At 27.0% G+C, this 23255-nt stretch carries 26 protein-coding genes and 2 tRNA genes; 18 read left to right on the top strand and 10 right to left on the bottom strand.

All coding sequences use genetic code 11. From position 1 onward, the window contains the following. Positions 1 to 299 precede the first annotated feature (299 nt). The gene (locus CVV26_01990; GenBank protein PKL72416.1) at positions 300 to 1574 is read left to right on the top strand and encodes a hypothetical protein; all 1275 of its coding nucleotides are present in this window, start codon (positions 300 to 302) and stop codon (positions 1572 to 1574) included. Between the two features lie 66 nt (positions 1575 to 1640). On the opposite strand, the gene CVV26_01985 is transcribed toward CVV26_01990, so the two are convergent. After that, on the bottom strand, positions 1641 to 3044 hold the full coding sequence (locus tag CVV26_01985; GenBank protein PKL72415.1) for a hypothetical protein: 1404 nt from the start codon (positions 3042 to 3044) through the stop codon (positions 1641 to 1643). A 56-nt stretch (positions 3045 to 3100) separates the two neighbouring features. Next, a complete protein-coding gene (locus tag CVV26_01980) occupies positions 3101 to 4405 on the bottom strand; it encodes a phosphopyruvate hydratase (protein ID PKL72414.1) in 1305 nt (434 codons plus the stop codon). 288 nt (positions 4406 to 4693) lie between these two features. Between CVV26_01980 and CVV26_01975 the strand changes: the two genes are divergently transcribed. From CVV26_01975 to CVV26_01950, 6 genes are all read left to right on the top strand, one after another. After that, positions 4694 to 5527 carry a prepilin peptidase gene (locus CVV26_01975; GenBank protein ID PKL72413.1) on the top strand — a complete coding sequence of 278 codons (834 nt, stop codon included), beginning with the start codon at positions 4694 to 4696 and terminating at the stop codon, positions 5525 to 5527. A gap of 5 nt (positions 5528 to 5532) precedes the next feature. Continuing rightward, on the top strand, positions 5533 to 6138 hold the full coding sequence (locus tag CVV26_01970; GenBank protein PKL72412.1) for a hypothetical protein: 606 nt from the start codon (positions 5533 to 5535) through the stop codon (positions 6136 to 6138). Between the two features lie 149 nt (positions 6139 to 6287). After that, positions 6288 to 6842: a hypothetical protein gene (locus CVV26_01965; GenBank protein PKL72411.1), complete on the top strand. Its 555-nt coding sequence runs from the start codon at positions 6288 to 6290 to the stop codon at positions 6840 to 6842. A 27-nt stretch (positions 6843 to 6869) separates the two neighbouring features. Then, a complete protein-coding gene (locus CVV26_01960; GenBank protein ID PKL72410.1) occupies positions 6870 to 7484 on the top strand; it encodes a hypothetical protein in 615 nt (204 codons plus the stop codon). A 70-nt stretch (positions 7485 to 7554) separates the two neighbouring features. Beyond that, positions 7555 to 8025, top strand: a complete 471-nt coding sequence (locus CVV26_01955; protein PKL72409.1) for a hypothetical protein — start codon at positions 7555 to 7557, stop codon at positions 8023 to 8025. A gap of 85 nt (positions 8026 to 8110) precedes the next feature. After that, entirely contained in the window at positions 8111 to 9139 is a 1029-nt protein-coding gene (locus CVV26_01950) for a phenylalanine--tRNA ligase subunit alpha (GenBank protein PKL72408.1), read from the top strand. 99 nt (positions 9140 to 9238) lie between these two features. On the opposite strand, the gene CVV26_01945 is transcribed toward CVV26_01950, so the two are convergent. Further along, a complete protein-coding gene (locus CVV26_01945) occupies positions 9239 to 10414 on the bottom strand; it encodes a cell division protein FtsZ (GenBank protein ID PKL72407.1) in 1176 nt (391 codons plus the stop codon). A gap of 157 nt (positions 10415 to 10571) precedes the next feature. Between CVV26_01945 and CVV26_01940 the strand changes: the two genes are divergently transcribed. From CVV26_01940 to CVV26_01890, 11 genes are all read left to right on the top strand, one after another. Further along, positions 10572 to 11072 carry a hypothetical protein gene (locus tag CVV26_01940; GenBank protein ID PKL72406.1) on the top strand — a complete coding sequence of 167 codons (501 nt, stop codon included), beginning with the start codon at positions 10572 to 10574 and terminating at the stop codon, positions 11070 to 11072. Between the two features lie 82 nt (positions 11073 to 11154). Then, positions 11155 to 11940 carry a hydrolase TatD gene (locus CVV26_01935; GenBank protein ID PKL72405.1) on the top strand — a complete coding sequence of 262 codons (786 nt, stop codon included), beginning with the start codon at positions 11155 to 11157 and terminating at the stop codon, positions 11938 to 11940. 65 nt (positions 11941 to 12005) lie between these two features. Beyond that, positions 12006 to 12374, top strand: a complete 369-nt coding sequence (locus tag CVV26_01930; GenBank protein ID PKL72404.1) for an S-adenosylmethionine decarboxylase proenzyme — start codon at positions 12006 to 12008, stop codon at positions 12372 to 12374. Positions 12375 to 12500: 126 nt separating this feature from the next. Beyond that, a complete protein-coding gene (locus CVV26_01925) occupies positions 12501 to 12746 on the top strand; it encodes a translation initiation factor IF-1 (protein ID PKL72403.1) in 246 nt (81 codons plus the stop codon). A gap of 30 nt (positions 12747 to 12776) precedes the next feature. Next, positions 12777 to 12893, top strand: coding sequence for a 50S ribosomal protein L36 (locus tag CVV26_01920; GenBank protein PKL72402.1), 117 nt, complete (start codon positions 12777 to 12779; stop codon positions 12891 to 12893). A gap of 60 nt (positions 12894 to 12953) precedes the next feature. Continuing rightward, complete coding sequence (locus tag CVV26_01915; GenBank protein ID PKL72401.1) at positions 12954 to 13340, top strand: 30S ribosomal protein S13; 387 nt, start codon at positions 12954 to 12956, stop codon at positions 13338 to 13340. Positions 13341 to 13427: 87 nt separating this feature from the next. Then, positions 13428 to 13901 (top strand): 30S ribosomal protein S11, encoded by a 474-nt coding sequence (locus tag CVV26_01910; protein ID PKL72400.1) that lies wholly within the window; start codon positions 13428 to 13430, stop codon positions 13899 to 13901. 51 nt (positions 13902 to 13952) lie between these two features. After that, a complete protein-coding gene (locus CVV26_01905) occupies positions 13953 to 14576 on the top strand; it encodes a 30S ribosomal protein S4 (protein ID PKL72399.1) in 624 nt (207 codons plus the stop codon). A 25-nt stretch (positions 14577 to 14601) separates the two neighbouring features. Beyond that, complete coding sequence (locus tag CVV26_01900; GenBank protein ID PKL72398.1) at positions 14602 to 15639, top strand: LD-carboxypeptidase; 1038 nt, start codon at positions 14602 to 14604, stop codon at positions 15637 to 15639. A 756-nt stretch (positions 15640 to 16395) separates the two neighbouring features. Next, the gene (lgt, locus tag CVV26_01895) at positions 16396 to 17193 is read left to right on the top strand and encodes a prolipoprotein diacylglyceryl transferase (protein PKL72397.1); all 798 of its coding nucleotides are present in this window, start codon (positions 16396 to 16398) and stop codon (positions 17191 to 17193) included. Positions 17194 to 17242: 49 nt separating this feature from the next. Next, positions 17243 to 17315: transfer RNA gene (locus CVV26_01890), tRNA-Asp, on the top strand. Positions 17316 to 17336: 21 nt separating this feature from the next. Here the strand turns inward: CVV26_01890 and CVV26_01885 are convergent. From CVV26_01885 to CVV26_01855, 7 genes are all read right to left on the bottom strand, one after another. Further along, positions 17337 to 18374: a hypothetical protein gene (locus CVV26_01885; GenBank protein PKL72396.1), complete on the bottom strand. Its 1038-nt coding sequence runs from the start codon at positions 18372 to 18374 to the stop codon at positions 17337 to 17339. Between the two features lie 42 nt (positions 18375 to 18416). Further along, positions 18417 to 20381, bottom strand: coding sequence for a DNA topoisomerase (ATP-hydrolyzing) subunit B (gene gyrB / locus CVV26_01880; protein ID PKL72395.1), 1965 nt, complete (start codon positions 20379 to 20381; stop codon positions 18417 to 18419). 53 nt (positions 20382 to 20434) lie between these two features. After that, the gene (locus tag CVV26_01875) at positions 20435 to 20980 is read right to left on the bottom strand and encodes a hypothetical protein (GenBank protein ID PKL72394.1); all 546 of its coding nucleotides are present in this window, start codon (positions 20978 to 20980) and stop codon (positions 20435 to 20437) included. Between the two features lie 10 nt (positions 20981 to 20990). After that, entirely contained in the window at positions 20991 to 21254 is a 264-nt protein-coding gene (locus CVV26_01870; protein ID PKL72393.1) for a 30S ribosomal protein S15, read from the bottom strand. Between the two features lie 168 nt (positions 21255 to 21422). Then, positions 21423 to 21496 (bottom strand) — tRNA-Arg (locus CVV26_01865). A gap of 109 nt (positions 21497 to 21605) precedes the next feature. Continuing rightward, positions 21606 to 22652, bottom strand: a complete 1047-nt coding sequence (locus tag CVV26_01860; protein PKL72392.1) for a type IV pili twitching motility protein PilT — start codon at positions 22650 to 22652, stop codon at positions 21606 to 21608. Positions 22653 to 22742: 90 nt separating this feature from the next. Beyond that, the coding region (locus CVV26_01855) for a hypothetical protein (GenBank protein ID PKL72391.1) at positions 22743 to 23255 on the bottom strand (513 nt) is incomplete at its 5' end.

Genomic DNA, 23255 nt, shown 5'->3' with positions numbered 1-23255 from the left:
TGAATTTATTAATTATTTAAATGAGACAGAATTCCATTATTCTTTTCTTGGAATAAAACTAAATAGGAGTGCGGGGTCATAGTGTGATATCTATATGTTTGTATAATACTCCACTATACAAGTGTTGTCAAACGTCTATTTTTTGGCTAACGCAAAGCAAATTTTTTTATATTTTCTTGTATTTACAATATTAAAAATTGTAATTTATAAAATTGAATTATATTTATAAATTTAAAAATATATAGTATTGTATTATAAACGTGATAATAATATTATTATATCGCTAATATGCTTTATTTATGAAAATAATTAAAAAACCAGAATTACTTGCGCCAATACAAGATTGGACATCATTAATAGCTGCTATTGAAAATGGCGCTGATGCTGTTTATTTTGGTATAAAAGGATTTAATATGCGAGCAGGCGCTAAAAATTTCACTGTAAAAGATTTTACTAAAATAGTAAAAATAGCTCATAAAAAAAATGTAAAAACATATCTTGCCATTAATACTATTATTTTTGAGAATGAAATAAAAAAAATAGAAAAAATTTTAATTAAAACAAAACAAGCAAAAGTAGATGCAATTATTTGTTGGGATTTTGCTGTTATACAAATTGCTAAAAAATTAAAAATAGAAATTCATATTAGCACTCAAGCCAGTATTACAAATTCTAAAACAGCAGAATTTTATAGAAAGCTGGGCGCGAAAAGAATTGTGTTAGCAAGAGAATGTTCGCTTGAACAAATTAAAGAAATTAAAAAATATACAAAAGTTGAAATAGAAATTTTTATTCATGGAGCAATGTGTATATCTATTTCTGGGAGATGTTTTATATCACAATTTCTTTATGGGAAATCAGCAAACCGTGGCGAATGTTCGCAACCTTGTCGAAGAAAATATATAATTAAACAAATTGACGGAAAGGAAGAATTAGAATTAGGTGAAGATTATATTTTGAGTCCGAAAGATTTACGCACAATGAATTTTTTTGAAAAAATAATGGATGTTGGAGTTGACTGTTTCAAAATAGAAGGGCGAAATAGAAGTCCGGAATATGTTGCAACTGTTACAAAAGCATATAGAACGATTATAGATTTTATTTATTTAGCAAAAAAACGAGACAAAAAATTTCAAGAAGAATTAATTAATCTTAAAAATAGTTTGTCTAAAAAATTAGATATTGTTTATCATCGTGATAACAGCAGTGGTTTTTTCTTAGGCAAACCAATTAATGAATTAACAAGCTATTGCGAAAATCAAGCTATTCAAAAAAAAGTTTTTGTAGGTAAAGTTTTAAATTATTATAAAAAAATCGAAGTAGCAGAAATAATAATTCAAGGAAACAAAAAAATAAAAATTGGAGATATAATAATTTTTCAAGGACCAACAACAGGAAGCGTAGAAGAAAAAATTATATCTATAGAAAAAGATCATCAACCAATTTTAAAAGCGCAAAAAGGAGAAAAAATTGCTATAAAAATTAACTGTATTGTTAGAAAAAATGATCAAGTATATCTAATGAAAAGATATAAAAAAAATAAAATTTTAAATTATAAATTAAGCCAATTTTAAAATTTTATTTTTTTTCATATTCTTTTTATTGGTTATTTGATTATGCATTACTTGTTGCGATTTTAATTATATCATCATTAAAATTAAATAATAAGGAATGTAATAAAGCGTTTGTTTATTTATTTCCTTTTTATTTAATTCTTTTCTAGTTACAATTACACCATATTTTATTTTTTTCTTTTTCATATAGTCCGTTATTGCTACTAAATCTTTTTGGTTAATATTATTAGAAAATTTAACTTCTATTGGTAATTGTTTTTCACCAAAATTAACCAAAAAATCTATCTCTTTTTCACCTTGTCGCCAAAAACTCAAAGCTTCTGTTATCTGACTACTTTTATATTTTTGCATTAAAACATTATAAACAACATTTTCAATTATCTTACCAAAAGCCTGAGGCACTTCATCAATATGATTTTCCTTATAATGATTTAAAGCACACGTAAAATTTATGCATGGTGTATAAATTTTTTTTAAAATTCGACCACGTTTAATTAAACTCTTATGATATTTATAAAGTATTTCAAAAATATAACTATCTTTTAAATATTCAAGATATTTATCTAAAGTTAAACGTGATAAAGCAATTTCTCTGCAAATATTAGTCTGCTCAAAGATTGAACTAACATTATTTAAAAGATGTTTTACTATTAATTTAAACTCATCAGTTTTTTCAATATTAAAAATCCTAATACAATCTTCTACAACCTTACCAATTACTGATTCAACAATATACTCATGTCTAGCTTCAACTGTTGGCAATTGTCCAGTTTCTGGAAATTGCCCAGTTATCACATATTCACGACTTAATCTTGAAATATCTGTACCAAAATAAGCATTATATGAATTTAATTCGCCAAAAATATCAGGCAATTTCATTAAATCAAATGACTCAATCATTTTAACATTATTATTATTTATTCTAATAAATTCTCTAAAAGACAACGGAGGTAAATAATAATCAAAAATTCTACCAGCTAAACTTTCTCTATATTTTCCTTTTAATAAAATACTTTGCGATCCTGTAACAATAAACTTTATTTTCTTTCCAGATAAATCATAATATCTTTTTAAAATTGATTGCCAATTTTCAATATATTGAATTTCATCCAATAGAATATAAATTCTTTCATTTAATAATAGACTCGGTTTATTAACAACTTCTTTAAAATAAATTGACAAAACCTCATCTAAAAATTCTGATTTTTGAATTTGGATAGAATAATCAAAAAGAAAATAAAAAATATTAGTCGGCTTAACTTTTTGTTTTAGTAATTTACTAATTACTTGTTTCAAAATAGTGCTTTTACCCACACGTCTTAATCCAACTATATTTAACATAAGCGGATGTTCTAAATTTTCTTCGATTACTGCAAATAAATCACGCTTAGGTAATTCATCTTCATTTACTTTGTACTGATTATTAACCCACCATTCATTTTTTAAACTTAATTCTTGCCTTGTTATCATAAAATATGTAATGTTAAGTAAGTATAAATCTTAAATTTAAGTATACTATCTTTATGTTATATAGGCAAGTAATTAATTTTTAATTGATTTTCAATCTCCATTAGTCGGTTATATTTACAAACACGTTCACCGCGAGAAAGGGAGCCAGCTTTAATGTAATCAGCGCTTACTGCCACGGCTAAATCTGCGATAAAATCATCGCATGTTTCTCCGGATCGATGAGAAATAATAACTTTATAATTATTTTTTTGAGCTAATTTTATACAGTTAATTGTTTCTGTTAAAGTGCCAATTTGATTTAATTTTATTAAAATTGCATTCGCGCACCCTTGTTCAATTCCTTTTTGTAATCGCTTTGTATTTGTTACAAAAAAATCATCCCCCACGATTAACAATTTTGAATTTTGTCCATCGGCTGGCGGATTAAATTTTGAATTTATTTGTATCCAACCTTCCCAATCGTTTTGTTCTAATGGGTCTTCAATAGAAATGATAGGATATTTTTTTGTTAAATCTAAATATAAATTTATTAATTCTTCACACGATAAAATTAAATTATCAGCTTTTAAAATATATTTATTTTTTTCCTTATTATAAAATTCCGAAGCAGCCACATCAAGACCTAGAAATATATCTTTGTCAGATTTATATTTCGTTTTTTTTATTGCTTCCAAAATCAATTCAATCGCTTCTTTATTTGAATTGATATTTGGTGCATAACCACCTTCATTCCCAACGTTAGTATTATATCCTTTTTTAGATAAAACATTTTTTAATTGATAAAAAATTTCCGCGCCAACTCTAACCATTTCTTTAAATTCTTTTCGCGCGGGAATAATCATAAATTCCTGAAAATCCAAATTTGTATCTGCGTGCTTCCCACCATTTAAAATATTAAACATTGGAACAGGAAGTTGAAAGTTGAAAGTTGAAAATTGAAAGTTAGAAGAAATATATTTGTATAATTCTATGTTTTGGGATTTTGATGCGAGACGAGCACAGGCTAAAGAAACGCTTAAAATTGCATTGGCTCCTAGATTTGATTTATTTTCTGTTTTGTCTAAGTCAATCATTTTTTGATCAATTTTTTGCTGTTGAGTTACATCCATTCCTTTTAGCGCTTGAGCAATTTTTGTATTCACATTTTTACAAGCGTTTAAAATACCTTTGCCATCGTATCTTTTTGAATTATTGTCGCGCAATTCCATGGCTTCATAAATTCCGGTTGAAGCGCCAGACGGCACAGACGCTTTTGTTGAAATTCCATTTTCTAATTCAATCATTGTTTCAATTGTTGGATCTCCTCGAGAATCCAAAATCTCTCTTGCATAAATATTTTTTATTTTTGATGATTTGTTCATAATAAATTTTGGAAGTCCGACTTCCGAAGGATTATTTTTATTGCAGGTGTAAATTCTTTTGGATGTTTTTAAAATTGTTTTTTAATTTTAAGTCGGGAGTTCAATCCGAGTTATTTAAATATTTTTTATTTTAAAAGTCATTTTACCATGAATTAAAAATATTTGAATTTTCTTTTTCATAGAAATAATATTATTTTATTTTTAGTATAACAAAATTTTTAAAATAAAACAAAAAATTAAATTTAAGAAAAGAGTATTCCTTTTCTGTAATAATAAAATTCGGAAAAAATGTCGGGAGTTCAATCCCCGACATTTTTTAAAAAAGCAATTTTTAAAAATTTGTGCTATAATATTTTTAATATGATTTTAATATTATTTTTTATTTTCATTTTTGGCCTGATTATTGGGAGTTTTTTAAATGCTTTGATTTGGCGAACGCATAAGAAAAAAAGCATGTTAGAAAGATCTTGTTGTCCAAAATGTAAACATATTTTAGGGGTTAAAGATTTAGTCCCATTGTTTAGTTTTTTTTGGCAAAAAGGACAATGTCGTTATTGTCAAAAAAAAATATCATGGCAATATCCTTTAGTTGAATTTTTTACTGGAGTATTTTTTTGTTTGGTTTTTTTGAAAAATTTTGAAATGAATTCATTATCATTTAATTCCATCATTTTATTTCGCGATTTATTTTTTGTTTCTGTTTTGATGATAATTTTTGTTTATGATTTGAAATACAAGCTTATTTTAGATAAAATAACCTTGCCGGCCATGGCAATAGGATTAATGTTAAATTTAATATTAGGTATTTCTTGGCAAAATTTAATTTTTGGTAGCGGAATTGGCGGTGGGTTTTTTTTGGCTCAATTTTTAATTTCAAAAGGTCGATGGATTGGAGGAGGGGATATACGAATGGGAGCTTTGATGGGTTTATTTTTGGGTTGGCCTCAAATTTTAGTTGCTTTGTTTTTTGCTTATATTTTAGGGGCAATTATTGGAGTAATTTTGATTATTTTTAAAAAAAAGGGGATGAAAAGCGAAATTGTTTTTGGTACTTTTTTGGCAATTGGTGCTTTGATTAGTTTATTTTTTGGAGAACAAATTTTGTTGATTTATGGCTTATAAAATATATGTTTATAAAAAAAATTAAAAATCAATATTTAGAAGTCCGCACTTCGCATTTAGAGGTCGGACTTTCATCAAAAGGGTTTTCGATAATAGAATTAATTGTTGTTATTTCTATTATTGGATTAATGAGTACGGTGATGTTTGCTAATTATAGACAAGGGGAGCGCAATACTGCTTTAGAATATACGGCTCAAGAGATGGCGCAAGACATTCGCAAGGCGCAAAATTTATCTTTAGCTGGCGCTCAATTAAATGGAGAATTTACTTATGGATATGGAATTCATTTTGATAAAAATAACAGAACAGAATATTTTATTTATGGAGATGTAGGTGCGCAAAATAAAAACGAGAACATTCCTGTATATCAATATCACAATAAGGAAGATGAAAAAATAATCCCTAATCCAATTGTTTTGCCTTCTAATATTGAGATAAAAGATATGGATGTTGATATTGATATATTTTTTGCGCCACCAGATCCAGTGACTTATATTAATGGAGTTTTTACTGCAGGTACAAAAATAGAAATTAAAATTTGTTTTATAACAGATAATACTAAATGTAAAACCATTAAAGTCACAACAGCTGGACGAGTTGAAGTTAATTAAAAATAAATAGTTTATTGTTTGATTAAGGGATATTTTTTTTATTTATTAGCCATTAAAGAATTTAAAATTAACCTAATTGACCTAAACAATACTCAAATTCCAATGTCTAAAATTTTAATTATTGAAATTAGAAATTAGAAATTTTATATATGTTTTTTAATTTTAAAAAAACAAAAAAAATTATATTTTTAAAAAAGATATCTATGTTTCAAGAGAAGGGTTTTACTATTTTAGAAACAGTTGTTGCTTTAACTATTATTTCTGTGGGAATATTAGGAATATTAGAATTATTTACTCAAACAATTCGCAGTGGCGAAATAGGTAAAAATCAAGAAATTGCTATAAATTTAGCTCAAGAGGGGATTGAAGTGATTAGAAATAAGAGAGATAGTAATTGGTTAGATTCAAAAATAAACTGGAATTCTGAAATAGATGAGACTGGATATTATAAGGTTAATTTTAAAAACGATAATATTTGGGAAATAATAAAATTAGGAGAAGAATCATTTGAAAAACTTTATTTAAAAGAAGAAAAAATTTATATTCACGAAACTGAAAATAATATTCTTAGTATTTTTAAAAGAAAAATTTATATTGATAACAGTGAAACAGAGATTTTAAAAATCACTTCAACTGTTCAATGGACAGAAAGAGGAAGTGAACACTCGGTAATTATGAGAGATGATTTATATAATTGGCAATAGTCAAAAGTAAATTTTGAATTTTAAATTATGGAAAGAAAAAAACAAAAAAACAATAAAATACAAATTCAATATTTGGAAGTTAGACCTCTAAATGCGGAGTACGGACTTCAAAGAGGGTTTAGTCTTGTTGAATTAACTGTGGCAGTGGCGATTTTTTCTATGATTATAATTAGTGCAGGAAATATCTTTATTCAAATTTTAAAAACACAAAAAGAAATGCTTTCAAAACAAATTTTAATTGACGAAGGTAGATATATTATGGAATCAATGATGAAAGATATTAGAATGGGGTATGGGTTTAAAGATAATATAACAGACAGAACTCAAATTAATTTTACAAGATATAATGATAAAGAAGAAGATGAAAAACTTATTTCAACAGGTGTTTATTGTTTAGCAGGAGAAGATGGCGTGTGTGTTCAAAGCGGAACTTATTTAGCAAAAACTGGTAATCAGGTTATTTCTTCAGAAAAAGTGAGTATTAAAAATTTGGAATTTTATATTGATAAAACAAATCAACCTCAAATTACTGTCATTTTAACCTTAGAACCCAGAAATTATAGAGGAACGAAACCTCTTTTAAGATTACAAAATACAGTCAGTCAACGATGTTTAAAAACCACAAGCGCTTGTGGGGAATAAAACTTAAGAAATTTTGAATTTTGTCCGCCAGCTGGCGGATTGAATTTTAAATTAAATTAAGAAATCTACTATGAATTATAAAAAAATCAAAAATCAAATAAAAAATCAGAATGGGTCGGCGATTTTTTTAGTGGTTTTAATTTTGGCTGGAATTTTAGTTGCTGTATTAGGAATTAATAGTTTGGTTATTAAAGGGATTAAACTTTCTAGAAATATAGCTTGGTCAGCCCCAGCATATTTTGCCACAGAAACAGGGATGGAAAAAGCATTGTATAAAATTAGAAAAGTTGATTTTGAAGATATTCCCATAGGAGGCATGGATGGATCTTTTGATTTAAACGGACAAAAAGCTGAATGGAAAGTTGGGTTTAAATGTATTGATTATAGCGAAACAACGCCAGAATCACAAGATTGTATTCCAGAAAAAATTAATGATAATACAACAATAATTATTAAATCAGTAGGTAGCTTTAAAAATGTTAATCGGAGCATTGAATTGAGTTTTTGTCTTAGAAAAGAGTCGTGCTCTAAAGCAAAATAAATTTTTTTAATTAAATTGACGTTTAAAAAACAATCTTTTATAATAAATCTATAAAAAAAATATTAAGCATTAAGTTTATTTATTTATGCAAAATAAATTACAAAATTTAAAAAATCAAATTTTAGATCAACTCAAGATAGTAAAAACAAGTCAGGTTTTGCGTGATTTGGAAATTAAATATTTGGGACGCAAGGGAGAATTAACTGAAATTTTACATTGTTTAAAAGATTTAACTGTTCAAGAAAAAAAAGAAATTGGAAAATTGGCGAATGAAATTAAAAAAGATTTGTTTGAAAAATTTAAAGAAGTAAAAAATATTATCGCAAAAAATGCAGTAAAATCAGAAAATATTGATGTCACTTTGCCTGGAGAAAAAATACAAGCAGGTCATTTACATCCGATTACTCTTATTCAAAACGAATTAGAGGATTTGTTTGTATTTATGGGATTTATGGTTTTAGATGGACCAGAATTAGAAAGTGATTATTATAATTTTGAAGCGATGAATATTCCCAAGCATCATCCGGCACGTGATATGCAGGACACTTTTTATATTGATCAAAAAAATAAAAACAATGAATATGATTTGGTAATGCGAACTCATACTTCAAATGTTCAAGTAAGGGCGATGCAAAAATACGGCACTCCTTTAAAATGCGTGGCGCCAGGAAGGGTTTTTCGTTGCGAAGCGACTGATGTTCGTCACGAGCATACTTTTTATCAATTTGAAGGTTTTATGGTTGACAAGAAAATTAATTTAAGTCATTTAAAAGCAGTACTTGAGATAACAATTAAACATCTTTACGGTCAAAAAACAAAAATGCGTTTGCGTCCTAAGTTTTATCCTTTTGTAGAACCGGGAGTAAATGGAGAAGTAAGTTGTTTTAGTTGTAATGGGAAGGGTTGTCGGCTTTGCAAAAATTCTGGTTGGTTAGAGATTTTTGGCGCTGGTATGGTGCACCCCAATGTGTTAAAAGCTGGTAATATTGATCCAAAAAAATATTCAGGTTTTGCATTTGGTTTTGGTTTAACCAGATTAGCAATGTTGAAATATGGTATTAATGATGTCAGATTATTTAATAGCGGAGACTTGAGATTTTTAGAACAGTTTTAAAATTTGTTTTTATTTAGAAATTTAGAATTATAAAAACCCCTTTAATTAAAGGGGTTTTTATTTTTTTATTTACAAGTTTGAAAGTTATTGGCTAGTTTTTTAATTCATTTTTTTTCTAATAAATGCTGGAATTTCTAATTCATCTTCTTTGTTATTTGAATCTTTATCAGGAGATGAGTTTGTAGAGATATGAGAAGAAGTATTAATTTTTATTTTTTTTTCCATATCAAAAACTTTATTAGAAACTGAATGAAAAGCCGTTGGACTTATGTCTATTTTAGAATCATATGAAGTTTTTTCTTGATTAAATCCAGTGGCTATTACTGTAATTTTTATTTCATCTTTTAAAGATTCATCTATTATTGCGCCAAAAATAATTTTAGCTTCAGCATCTGCTGATTCAGTAATAATTTTAGCAGCTTCATTAACTTCATGCATTGTTAAATCTTGACCACCTGTAATAGTGAATAAAACCCCTCTTGCTCCTTCAATAGAAAGCTCAAGCAATGGACTATCAATTGATGCTTGAGCTGCTTTAACTGCTCTGTTTTCACCTGAAGCTTTTCCAATTCCCATTAAAGCTGAACCAGCATCTTTCATAATTGCTTTTACATCAGCAAAGTCAACATTAATTAACCCTGGGATTGTAATAATATCTGAAATTCCTTGAACTCCTTGTTTTAAAACATTATCTACAATTTCAAAAGAATCTAAAAGAGAAGTTTTTTTATCAACAATTTGTAATATTCGATCGTTTGGAATCGTAATAATTGTGTCTATTTTATCTAATAATTCTTTTAATCCTTTTTCAGCCATATTTTTTCTTTGAACTCCTTCAAAAGAAAAAGGTTTGGTTACTACAGCTACTGTAAGTGCTCCTATTTCTTTGGCTACTTTAGCAATAATGGGAGCCGCGCCAGTGCCAGTGCCTCCACCCAAACCACAAGTAATAAAAACCATATCTGCTCCTTTTAAAATTTCATGAATTTCATTTTGATTTTCTTCGGCTGCCTTTTTCCCCATTTCTGTATCCATTCCAGCTCCTAATCCACGAGTAATCATTTTTCCAATATGAAGTTTTTGAGATGCTTGGGAATGATGAAGCGCTTGAGAATCAGTATTAATAGCTATAAATTCTACTCCTTTAATTTTAGCTTGGATCATTCGATTAATTGCTGAACCTCCAGATCCACCTACTCCGACAACTTTAATTTTAGCAAATGTTTCAATACTTGGTTTTATCTCAGGTATAATACTTGGTTTTATTTCAGGCATAAAATAATAAATTAAAAAGTTAAAATTCAATTAAAATAATACTCTTTTCTATATTGTAAGTCAAAGTAAGTCTGTGTATAATTTTTTGCCTAAAATTTTTAAATATGATAATGTCAAGCGTAAGTGAAAAATAAAATTTAATTAATTAGAAATTTTTATGTCTTTAATTGATGTCATTATTATAATTGTTTTATTGCTATTTTTAATAGCTGGATTTCGATTGGGATTTATTCGATCTATTGGAGCATTAATTGGATTTATTGTTGGTATTTTTGTGGCTACATTTTATTATGATGTTTTGGCTAACCTTTTTTTACCTTTATTTTTGGGTAATTTAAAAATTGCTCAAATTATTTCTTTTATTTTTATTCTTGTTTTAGCTAGCAGTTTAGTTGGATTTATTTTTCATATCATTGATAGGGTTTTTAAAATTGTTGCTATTGTTCCTTTTTTAAAAACATTTAATAATTTTATTGGTGGAATTTTTAGTTTAATTGAAGGAGTTTTAATTTTGGGAATAATTTTATATTTATTTGGAAGTTATTTTCAACAATTTTTAATTAATTCTACTATTGCCCCAATTTTAATTAAAATGGCTGGAATATTAATTCCATTTTTACCAGAAGGACTAAAATGTATTAATTGTTTTTTAACTTAATTTTCTAAAAAAATAAAAAAGTTATTTTATAGTATTTTGAATTTGGATTTTTATTAGAAATTAGAAATTTAAAATTTCCATTATGTTTGATGTTCATAGCCATTTAAATTTTGATGCTTTTAAAAAGGATTATGCTAAAATAATTAAACGTAGTCTTGATAATAAAATAAAAGGAATTATTAATGTTGGTTCGCAATTAAAAACAAGCAAAGAAGCAATAAAAATTGCTCACGAATTTTCTGATAAAAAAATATATGCCTCAATTGGCTTACATCCAATTTATGTAGGCAATGAGGAATTTAATTTAAAAGAATATCAAAAAATTGCTCAAGATTTTAAAGTAAAAGCGATTGGGGAAATTGGATTAGATTATTATAGAATATCAGACATAAAAATACAAAAATTACAAAAAGAATTTTTTTTAAAACAATTAAATTTAGCAAGAGAATTTAATTTGCCAGTAATTTTGCATTGTCGCGGAAATCAAGAGGAACCATTGAAAGCTTATGAAGAAATGTTGGACATTTTAAAAAAATATTCTGATCTTTTCGGAGTAATTCATTGTTTTGGAGCAAATTGGAAAATAGCTGAACAATTTTTGCATTTAAATTTTTATATTTCTTTTACCGGGATTATTACTTTTAACAATGATAAAAAAATAGAAGAAGTGATTGAAAAAATTCCTTTGAATAAAATTTTGGCGGAAACAGATTGCCCTTATTTGGCTCCTGTGCCATTTAGAGGAAAGCGTAATGAACCTAGTTATATAAAATATATTATTCAAAAAATTGCTGAAATTAAAAAAATAGATTTTGAAAAAGTAGATCAAATAATAACCCAAAACGCGATGAAATTATTTAATATTTGATTTACAAAATATTTGATAAAAATTGTCCATAAAAAAGGACAAAATAAATAAAAAGGAGGAAAAAAATGGAAGCATTGGGCCGTCACTTGTTATTAGAATTATATGATTGTAATCCTGAGGCATTGAATGATGTGGATAGGATAACAAACACAATGACGCAGGCAGCATTAGCGTCTGGTGCAACTATCTTAAAGGTAGAGTTCCATAAGTTTGCACCAATAGGGATAAGCGGGATGATTATTATTGCTGAGTCTCATCTCTCAATCCATACCTGGCCAGAATACAAGTATGCTGCTTGTGATGTTTTTACCTGCGGTGATAAGATAGATCCGTATTTAGCCGTAGACTATCTTACAACCCATCTGGAGGCAAAATCTTCTTCAATTATAGAGATGGAGAGGGGAATTGTGCGTGCTAGAAAAAAAATAATCTAGCACGCACAATTTAATATATTTAAAATTATTTGACATATTTATTTATATATTTTATATTTATTACAGTATAAAATACTGTGGAATAGTTTTTATATAATTTTATTTTTATATATTTTTTTGTTTTTAATGAATAAAAATAATAATCAAAATAATAATAATAATTCTAAAGAATTTTTAGAAATGCAAGGAGAAGTAATTGAATTATTACCTGCAGCTAAATTTAAAGTAAAATTAGAAAATGGACATGAAATGTTTGCACATCTTTCAGGGAAAATGCGTTTGCATAAAATTCGAATTTTACCTGGCGATAGAGTAAAAATGGAAGTAAGTCCGTATGATTTATCAAAAGGACGAATTATTTTTCGGTTTTAATTTTATTTTAAAAGTTTTAAGTTGATTTTTATGAAAGTACGCACATCAGTTAAAAAAATATGCAAAGATTGCCAAATACTCCGTCGAAAAGGGAGAGTTGTTGTTATTTGTAAAAAAGCTCCTAAACATAAACAAAGACAAGGATAATAAAAAAATTTTCAATTTTCAATTTTAATTTTTAAAAGCTAAAAAGCTAATTTATAATTTATGGCTAGAATAGCAGGAATAAATTTACCAAAAGACAAAAGAGTGGAAATAGGTCTTACCTATATTTTTGGCATTGGTCAACCTTTGGCTGATAAAATTTTAGCTCAAACTAAAATTGATTCAAATATAAGATGTAAAGATTTAAAAGAAGAAGAAATAAATATTTTGAAAAATATTATTGAAAAATTGAAAGTGGAAGGGGAGTTAAAAAGAGAAATTTTAGTTAATATTAAAAGATTAAAAGAAATTAATTGTTATCGAGGAACACGTCATAGTAGAAGTTTACCTGTTAGAGGACAAAGAACAAAAACTAATTCTAGAACAAGAAGAGGAAACGCAAGAAAGACAATGGGAAGTGGTCGTAAAAATGCCAATGAAAAAACTTAAAGAAATTTTTAAGAAATTATAAATTATAAATTATAAATTTAAATAAAAACCTAGCGCTTAAAGCCTAGTGTCTAAAAGCTAATTTTTATGACTCAAACAAATAATACAACAATAGAAGAACAATTAAATGCTTCCGAAGCACAAGAAGAAACAATTTCAAAAAAATCTTCAAAAACAAAAAGCAAAATAAAGAAAGATAAAATATTAAAAAATATCACAAGAGGACAAATTTATGTTCAAGCAAGTTATAATAATACCATTGTAACTGTTACGGATTTATATGGTAATGTTTTAGGCTGGTCTTCTGCTGGCAAAATGAAATTCAAAGGTCCTAAAAAATCAACTTCTTATGCTGCTGGGGTAGTTATTAAAGACGTATTAACAAGGGTTAAACAAGAAAGAATAATGAAAGAAGCTAATATTTTTGTTAAAGGAATTGGTGCTGGGCGTGATGCGGCAATTAGGGCTATTAATGCTAATGGAATAATTATTTTGTCAATTAAAGACATAACGCCGATTCCTCATAATGGTTGTCGTCGTCGTAAACCACGAAGAGTTTAATTTATTTTATTTTCTAAAAGCTAACAGCTAAAAGCTAACAGCTATTTTATTATGGCTAGAAATTTAAATCCAAAATGTAGACAATGTAGAAGAAGTGGAGAAAAACTTTTTTTAAAAGGGGATCGTTGTATTTCTACTAAATGTGCAATATTAAAAAAAAATTATCCTCCTGGAATTCATGGAGCTAAACAAACAAGAGCTAAATTTTCAGAATATGGAAAACAGTTACGCGAGAAACAAAAAGCTAAACGAATTTATGGAATTTTAGAAAAACAATTTAAAAATTATTTTCTAAAAGCAGCAAAAAAGAAAAAAGAAACAGGTGAAATATTATTAAAAATTTTAGAAATGAGATTAGATAATATAATTTATCGAGTTGGATTAGCTAAATCTCGAAATAAAGCGCGACAGTTAGTAAGCCATGGACATTTTTTAGTAAATAATAAAAAAGTAAATATTCCTTCCTATGAAGTAAATATAAATGATGTAATTAAAATTAAAAAGAAAAGCGAAAAATTAGGGGAGGAAAGTAAAAAAGTTGAGAAAGATAAAATTCCATTGTGGCTTTTTTTTGATATTAAAGAAAATGTATATAAAATATTAAGTGAACCAAAAAAAGAAGATTTACCACAAAATATTGATACACGATTAATTGTTGAGTCATATTCTAAATAAAAAAAGTAATTATTAAAAAATTACCATGAAACTTAATTTAGTTAAACCAAAAAAATTACAGCGAGGCGACACAATTGGGGTGATTGCTCCATCGGCCGGCAACGCGAATATTTTTCCTCATAGAATTGAAAGTGCCATTAAATCACTAGAGCAGTTAGGATATAAGGTAAAATTTGCCACACATTCTTTAGAAAGAAACGGGTATGTGTCATCAGATCCTAAAAAAAGGGCTGATGATATTCACGAAATGTTTAAAGATAGTGAAGTTTCGGCAATTATCTGTACAATAGGTGGCGATCACTCTAATCAAATTTTAAAATATTTAGACTTTGAATTTATAAAAAATAATCCTAAAATCTTTATTGGTTTCTCTGATATTTCAGTTTTACACTATGCATTGATGAAGAAATCTAACCTACAAACATTTTATGGGCCATGCTTAATGACGCAATTTGGTGAATATCCAAATATACTTCCATATACTTTAGAATATTTCAATAAAGCAATTACATCTTTGGATTCAATTGGTAGTGTTGTCCCTTCAAAAGAATGGACTGCTGAAATTCTTGATTGGACAATGAAAAAAGATTTAGAAAGACCAAGAAAATTAATACAATCTGATGGGTATGAATGGTTAAAGCAAGGTTCTGTTTCTGGGCAGATCCTTGGTGGTTGTGTGCCATCGATTAATCATTTAGCAGGAACTGAGTATTGGATTGATCCAACTGATAGTATTTTCTTTATAGATATACCAGAGGGATATGAATTTGGAAAAGGATTACCTGTCCATATCCTAGATGCCTATCTATCAGATTTAGACAACCTTGGAGTTTTTGAAAAAATAATAGGATTAATAATTGGACGTTCTTATAATTATTCAATAAATGAAAACGACAAACTAAAAAAAATTATTTTGTACTATACACAGAAATATAATTATCCGATTTTATTAAACGCCAATATTGGTCATTGCGATCCAATAATAACATTGCCATTTGGTGCGGATGTTATGATAGACTCAATACAAAATTTATTTTGTATTAACGAATCGTCAGTTATTTAGTTTTAGTATAAAATATGATCCCAGATTATTTACGTGATCAAATCAAGAATGATGACTTAAAATTTGGGACCGTTCATAACAAGTGTGTCTAGCTTTTTTATCTTTTTGTAATTTTCTTAAAATATTTTTGAAAAATTTATCAAAAAATATAAAAGAAATTTTAATAAAAGAGATTAATGAAAAATTAATTTAATCTTTTAAGGGTAATTTGACTGTAAATGTTGAAATTTTAAATTTCACTGTGTTAACATGGTGGTGTAGAAAAAAATAAATTATTTTATCTAATTTTATTTAATTTTTTCTAATTTTAGCCAATAGTCCATAGACTGTTCTATGGACTAAAAAATATTTTAAAAATAAAATTGATGTTTTTAAATGATGGGATGGGGATATTGGGATAAAAACAAAGCGGGATTTTATAAAATAGATAACCACTCAATTTTTTATTTTTTCTTTTTATTTTTTCGCAATTTTTTACGATTGTTTTGGCTTATTTTTTTATTTCTATAAGGTGATAATATTACTACGTTTTTGTTAAAATTTTTGACAAGAAGTTTTTTTTATGTTATATATGAGTATATTTATATAAATATAAAAAATATATTTTATTTATAATCCTGCCTATTTAGCGGTGAATCAGTTGAAGCTTCCTCCTGCTAAGATTGATGAACCAGTGAGTTTTAAGGTTATTCGAATTTTTTTGGATCAATCTTGAACGCTGATAGGTAGGATTGTGAATAAAATTAAACATAAAAAATGGAATTAATTTTTAATTTTTTACATAATTATCATCCAAAAGCGATTTTGTTTTATTTAGGAATGCTAAATATTTATTGGTATGGTTTGGGATATGTAGCAGGAATTTTTGGAGGAATTTTGATAATTTTAAAATTAAATAATAAAATAGAAAAAATAATATTGTGGGATTTATTTTTTTGGTTAATAATTTTTGGATTATTAGGAGCTCGGTTTTATTATGTGATATTAAATTTTGAATATTATTGGCAAAATCCTTTAGATATTTTTAAAATTTGGCAAGGTGGTATGGCTATTTATGGAGCCATAATAGCAGGGCTAATAACTCTGTTTTTTTATTGTAGAAGATGTAAGTTAAATTTTTGGTTTTTATGTGACATTTTTGCTTTTGCTTTGGTTTTTGGCCAAATGATTGGACGATGGGGAAATTATTTTAATCAAGAACTTTATGGATTGCCTACTAATTTAGCATGGGGGATTCCTATTGATCTAAAAAATAGAATTGTGGGATATGAGAATTTTGATTTTTTTCATCCAACTTTTTTATATGAATCATTGGGATGTTTAATAATTTTATTAATTTTGTTTTTTTTATATAAAAAAATTCCGCGGATATACGGAACTGGAAATATTTTTTTAATTTATTTAATTTTATATTCAACCTTAAGATTTATTTTAGAATTTTTAAGAATAGATTCTACCTTAATAATTTTAGGAATTAGATGGTCTCAAATATTATCTATTATTTTAATATTAATAAGTGTTAGATTTTTATATAGAAAAAAATATAATTTTTAAAAATTTATTTTTTGTGTTATAATTTTATCAATATAAAATTTATTATTTTGCGGTTGTAGCTTAGCGGTTAAAGCGCCTGCCTGTCACGCAGGAGATCGAGGGTTCAATTCCCTCCAGCCGCGTTTTTTAATTGCAAGAATTTTTTATTCTTTAACTTTATAATAAATTCTATTGCCAAATCTTAAATCAATATATTCCAAAGAAGATGTTTTGTTTTTTATTTCTTGATTTAAAACTTTACGCAAATTATTAATTTGTTGGTTTAAGTCAGAAAAGAAAATATCAAAATAAATTTCAAAACCATCTTTAGTGGCTACTCTTATTTCAGTTTTTTCTAATTTTTTATATTCTTCTTCTAAATTTTTTTCATCTTTGCTTTTTTCTGTTATTTTTTCTTTCTCTTTGGCTAAATCTAATTTTTTTAAAATAGGAATTTTAAAAAAATTTATTTTTATATTAGTTTTTAATGGTAATTCTTTATAGAGGAATAAAACTGATTGAATTATTTTTTTGGAAATTATGGTTTTTTTGATTTCTATATTTTTTTCAGTTTCGTTGTAAATAATAGGAATTTTTTTAAATTTTTCGGATAAAATTTCAGGCGCGCATTTTTTTTGATTATCATTTTCATTTTCTGTTTTAATATTAAGGTTATTAGAAATAATTTCTTTAAGCGCTGTTCCTTGTTCGTCAAGAAAATAGCATTTATCATCAGGAGTGATCAAAATTAAAGTAGAAATTTTTTCTTCCAAATCAATTTTAATTGTCGTTACTTTTACAGAATTTTTAAATTCTTTAAGAATTTTTAGTTTATTTAAATTATATTTTTGATTTAAACTGTCTTGAAGTTTTTTTGTATTGAAAAGAAAGAAATTTTTTTGATTAAATAAAAAAAATCTTCGTTGTTTGGTTTGATCTTCGACTATTTTTTTAATTTCTTCTTGAGAAATGCTTTGGGTTTTAGAAATTTCAAAATTTTGAATATCAAAATAAGGAGAAAAAAATAAAAAATTAAAACTAGCAATTAAACATACTAAAAGAAGAATTAAAAAAAACATCTTCTTTCTTTTTTTAACAACATTATAATAATATAGTTGAGAATTTTTATTTTGAGACGAAGATGTGTTTTTATAATTCGAACGATGATAATCTAATTTAATTTTAGATTGTTTTTTTATCATAAAAAAACTATTCAATTTTAAGAAACAATTTCTTTATAAATTTTAAATATCTAAATTTTTTACATTTTTAGCATGGGTTTGAATAAAATGTTTTCGAGGTAAAACATCACTGCCCATTAAAATATTAAAAATTTCATCTGCTGCTTCTGCATCCTCAATGGTTATTTGTTTAAGCATTCTTTTTTTAGGATCCATCGTTGTTTCCCATAATTGATCTGGGTTCATTTCTCCTAAACCTTTATATCGTTGTATTTCAATTGATTTATCTTTTGCCTCTTCTATATTTTTTTCTTTTTCTTCCTCGGAATAAATATAATTTATTTGCCTATTAATTTGCATTCTATAGAGTGGTGGTTGAGCAACGTAAAGATGTCCTTTATTAATTAGTTCTGGGAAATAACGATAAAATAAAGTTAAAAGTAATGTTCTAATATGCGCTCCATCAACATCAGCATCAGTCATAATAATAATTTTATTATATCTTAATTTTTCTAAATTAAATTGTTCAGCAATATTTGTTCCCAAAGCAATAATTAAATTTTTAATTTCATTATTAGCAAACATTTTATCTAAACGCGCTTTTTCTACATTTAAAATCTTACCTCTCAAAGGTAAAATTGCTTGAAATTCTCGATCACGACCTTGTTTGGCTGAGCCTCCAGCAGAATCTCCTTCAACAATAAAAATTTCTGATTTTTGAGTATCTCGAGTGGAACAATCTGATAATTTTCCAGGCAAAGTAATCCCTTCTAAAATGCCTTTTCTTAAAACGGTTTCTCGCGCTTGTCGAGCGGCTAAGCGCGCATGAGCGGATAAAATACATTTATTTAAAATATTTCCTCCATCTTGTGGGTGCTCTTCTAAAAAAGTACCAAAGGTTTCATTAAAAATTGAATCTACAATAGGACGAACTTCTGGGTTTCCTAATTTATTTTTTGTTTGTCCTTCAAATTGAGGTTCTCTAATTTTTATACTAATAATAGCGGTCAAACCTTCTCTCACATCTTCTCCTGTTAAATTTTCATCTTTTTCTTTTAAGAAATTTTGCTTTCGAGCATAATTATTTAAAATTTTTGTTAAGGCATTTTTAAATCCATTTAAATGCATTCCTCCATCAATAGTAAAAATATTATTAGCAAAAGTAAAAATTGTTTCTTTATATTCAGTTGTATATTGTAAAGCTATTTCTACTTTAATTTCATCAACTTCTTTTTCTATATAAAAAACAGAATCATGTTTTTGTTCTTTATGATAATTTAAATGTTTAACATAAGAAGCAATTCCTCCTTCAAAATAAAATTGATATTTAAGAGGAGGTTGTTCTTTGTTTTGTCTATTGATAATAATAATTTTAATTCCTTTTGTTAAATATGCTTGTTGACGAAGATGAGCTAAAATTGTTTCCCAGTCAAAAGAAATTTTTTCAAAAATTGTTGGATCTGGCTGAAAAGTAATTATTGTTCCGGTTGGAAAAATTGTTTCAGAATCTTTTGGAATTTCTAATTTTCCGATCATTTTTACTTTTTCTTTTGGTTCGCCTTGTTTGTATTCTTGAATATAAATTTTTCCATCTCGATGAATTTCGGCTTGCATTAATTCAGATAAAGCGTTAACCACTGAAATTCCGACTCCATGTAATCCTCCTGAAACTTTATATCCTCCTTTTTCGCCAAATTTTCCTCCAGCGTGAAGTTTAGTCATTACCACTTCTAATGCAGATTTTCCTGTTGATTTATGAATATCTACTGGAATTCCTCGACCATTATCAGTAACTCTAATTTTATTTTCTGGTAATAATTCAATGATAATTTTATTACAAAAACCAGCCATTGCTTCGTCAATGGCGTTATCAACTACTTCCCAAATTAAATGATGTAAACCAGTTATTCCTGTGCTTCCAATATACATTCCAGGTCTTTTTCTAACAGGATCTAACCCTTCAAGCACTATAATTTGATCAGCTTTATAATCATCTGATTTGTTTTTTTTAATTTCTTGTTCGTTCATAAAATTAATTCAATCGCCAGTTGGCGATTGAATTTTTATTATTTTTAAAACTATTAATGTCTAATTATTGGTTGTAGAGAGTGAAAAGATTCTTTTCTGCTTCTTATTAAAATTTTACTTTTATTTTTGCTTAAATCAGTAAAATCATCAGCTATTTCAATTAATTTAGCTGAGGCTGTTTCTGAAAAAGCCATAACTTCCACTTGGCAACCTTTATTTTCTTTTAAATAAGCAATTAATGGGCAAAAATCCCCATCTCCTGTTATTAAAATAATAGTATCTAAACGATTTGCTAATTTAATACTATCTATAGCTATGCCAATATCCCAATTACCTTTTTTTTCTCCTCCAAAAAAAATTTGTAAATTTTTTATTTTTAATTCAAAGCCTTGTTTTTGTAAAGCGTCAAAAAATCCTTGTTCTTCGACGGCTTGTGATTTAATGACATAAGCAATTGCTCGAATTAATTTTCTTTCAGCCACTGCTATTTCTAAAATTTTTCCAAAATTTACTCTCGCTTGATATAAATTTTTGGCTGAATGGTACATATTTGATACATCTATAAATATTCCTACTCGTTGTTCTTTGTGTTTGACCATAGTTTATTTTTTATAATTTTAAATTTGCTGTTAATTTTTCAAAACCTTCTAAGTTTTCTTTTTTGAAATATTTTAATAATTTTCTTCTTTGGCCAATTTTTTTAAATAAACCATAACGAGAAGAAAAATCATGTTTATTTTCTTTAAGATGTTTGGTTAATTCTTCAATTTCTTTGGTTAAAATAGCGACCTGAATTTCGGTTGAACCCGTATCATTTTTATGAACAGCAAATTTTTTAATAATTGTATCTTTTATTATTTTGTTTAGCATAATTAAATAATTTATTAATTAAATATTAAAGTATTTTCTCGACCTTTTATAAATTTATATTTAGTTTAACATTTTATTAATAATAAAACAATAAGAGGAGAAAGAAAATGATAAAATAAATTTATAAAAAAATAATCTGTTTTTGCAGGTTATTTTTTTATAAATTTATAATGCGCCCGGCAGGATTTGAACCTACAACCTTGTGGTCCGAAGCCACACACTCTATCCAGTTGAGCTACGGGCGCAAAAATAGTAACCAGTAATAAGTAATCCGTAACAAATAAACAGATAAAAGATTATTCTTAATTCATTTTTCTCATTACTGATTACGGATTACTTGTTACTTTTAAATTTTTAGTTTGTTAGAAATTCTGGGTTTTCCATTCGTATTTGAGCATTTTCTTTAGAAATAGAACCTTCTTGATATAATCGTTTTAAATCTTGGTCTAGACTAATCATTTGATCTTTAGCTCCGGTTTGAATAACTGTTTTAATTTGAGCAACTTTGTTTTCTCTAATTAAATTTGCTACTGCTGGAGTATTAATTAAAATTTCTCTAGCTGCCACTTGTCCCTCGCCATTTATTTTAGGTAGAAGTTGTTGAGAAATTACTGCGACCAAAACCATAGAAAGTTGAATGCGAATTTGTCCTTGTTGATGTGGCGGGAAAATATCAATAATTCTATCAACTGTTTGGGCTGCATTATAAGTATGCAATGTTCCTAAAACCAAATGTCCTGTTTCAGCTAAAGTTATTGTTGTGGCAATAGTTTCTAAATCTCTCATTTCGCCGATCATAATAACATCTGGGTCTTGTCTTAATGTATGTTTTAAGGCGGTATGGAAACTAAGCATATCCGTACCTAATTGTCTTTGTTTTATAATACTTTTTTCTGATTTAAATAAAAATTCAATAGGATCTTCCAAAGTAATAATATTGCAAGTTCGTTCATTATTAATTAAATTAATCATTGCCGCTAAAGTAGTAGATTTTCCACAGCCAGTAGGTCCAGTGACTAAAACTAATCCTTTTGAGCGCTGGGTTAATTCATAAGCGATCGGAGGCATTAAAATATCTTCCATTGATGGAATTTTTTCAGGTATTACTCTAGCCGCTAAACCAATATTATTTTTTTCAAAATGCAAATTAACTCTAAAGCGTCCAATTCCTTTTATTTCATAAGAAATATCTAATTCGCGTTCCTTGATAAATTTTTCTTTTTGGATTGGGGACAAAATAGAAAAAATTAAATCTTCCATTTCTTTTTTTTCTAAAATAGATTGATTTTCCATCCTTTTTAAATCCCCATTAATTCTTATAACAGGAGGTTCTCCCATCATTAAATGAAGATCAGACGCATTATTATTACAAGTTATTTGAAATAAATTATTTATATGCATAGAATTAAAGTAACTCGTAACAAGTAATCAGTAACGAGTAAAATAAAAAATAGAAAATAGAAATTTGCACGAGTTCAACTCCGTACTTTTTTACACCACTTCCGCTAAATAACATTTCTCGCAATAAACTATTTCTGGTCTATCTGGCGCGTAGGTTGTTTCAAATTCATTGGGACAAGGTTGATTGCCGTGAAAATGTTCAATCGTATTTTTGTAAATTCCATTTGACGAATGCGTTCCATTACATTGACATTTGCGATGCCATAATTTCAAAGGATTTCTTTGTTTGATTCTATCATAATGTCGACAATTTGGACATAATCTAGGCAAAGGCAAATTCATTTTTTTATAAAATTCTAATTCTGGTTTAATGATTTTAAACGCCTTAGTACAATTACAATTGACGAGGTTGAACTCCGTACATTTTGTATTAGCACATTCGATAATTTTATTTACAATGTCATCCTTAACATCTTTAATATTATCCGGCAAGTCCTCGGTTTTAATGTCTATTTGAATATTTCTTTGTTCTGGATCTTTCCATTGATAACCTTTTTCTATTGCTTGTTCTTTTGTTAAAGGAAAATATTCTTGAGCGATTGT

The organism is Candidatus Kuenenbacteria bacterium HGW-Kuenenbacteria-1, from assembly GCA_002839745.1.
Lineage (GTDB): Bacteria > Patescibacteriota > Patescibacteriia > UBA2591 > PGYQ01 > PGYQ01.
The sequence above is the reverse complement of the archived record's forward strand: the minus strand, read 5'-3'. Positions and strand labels throughout refer to the sequence as shown.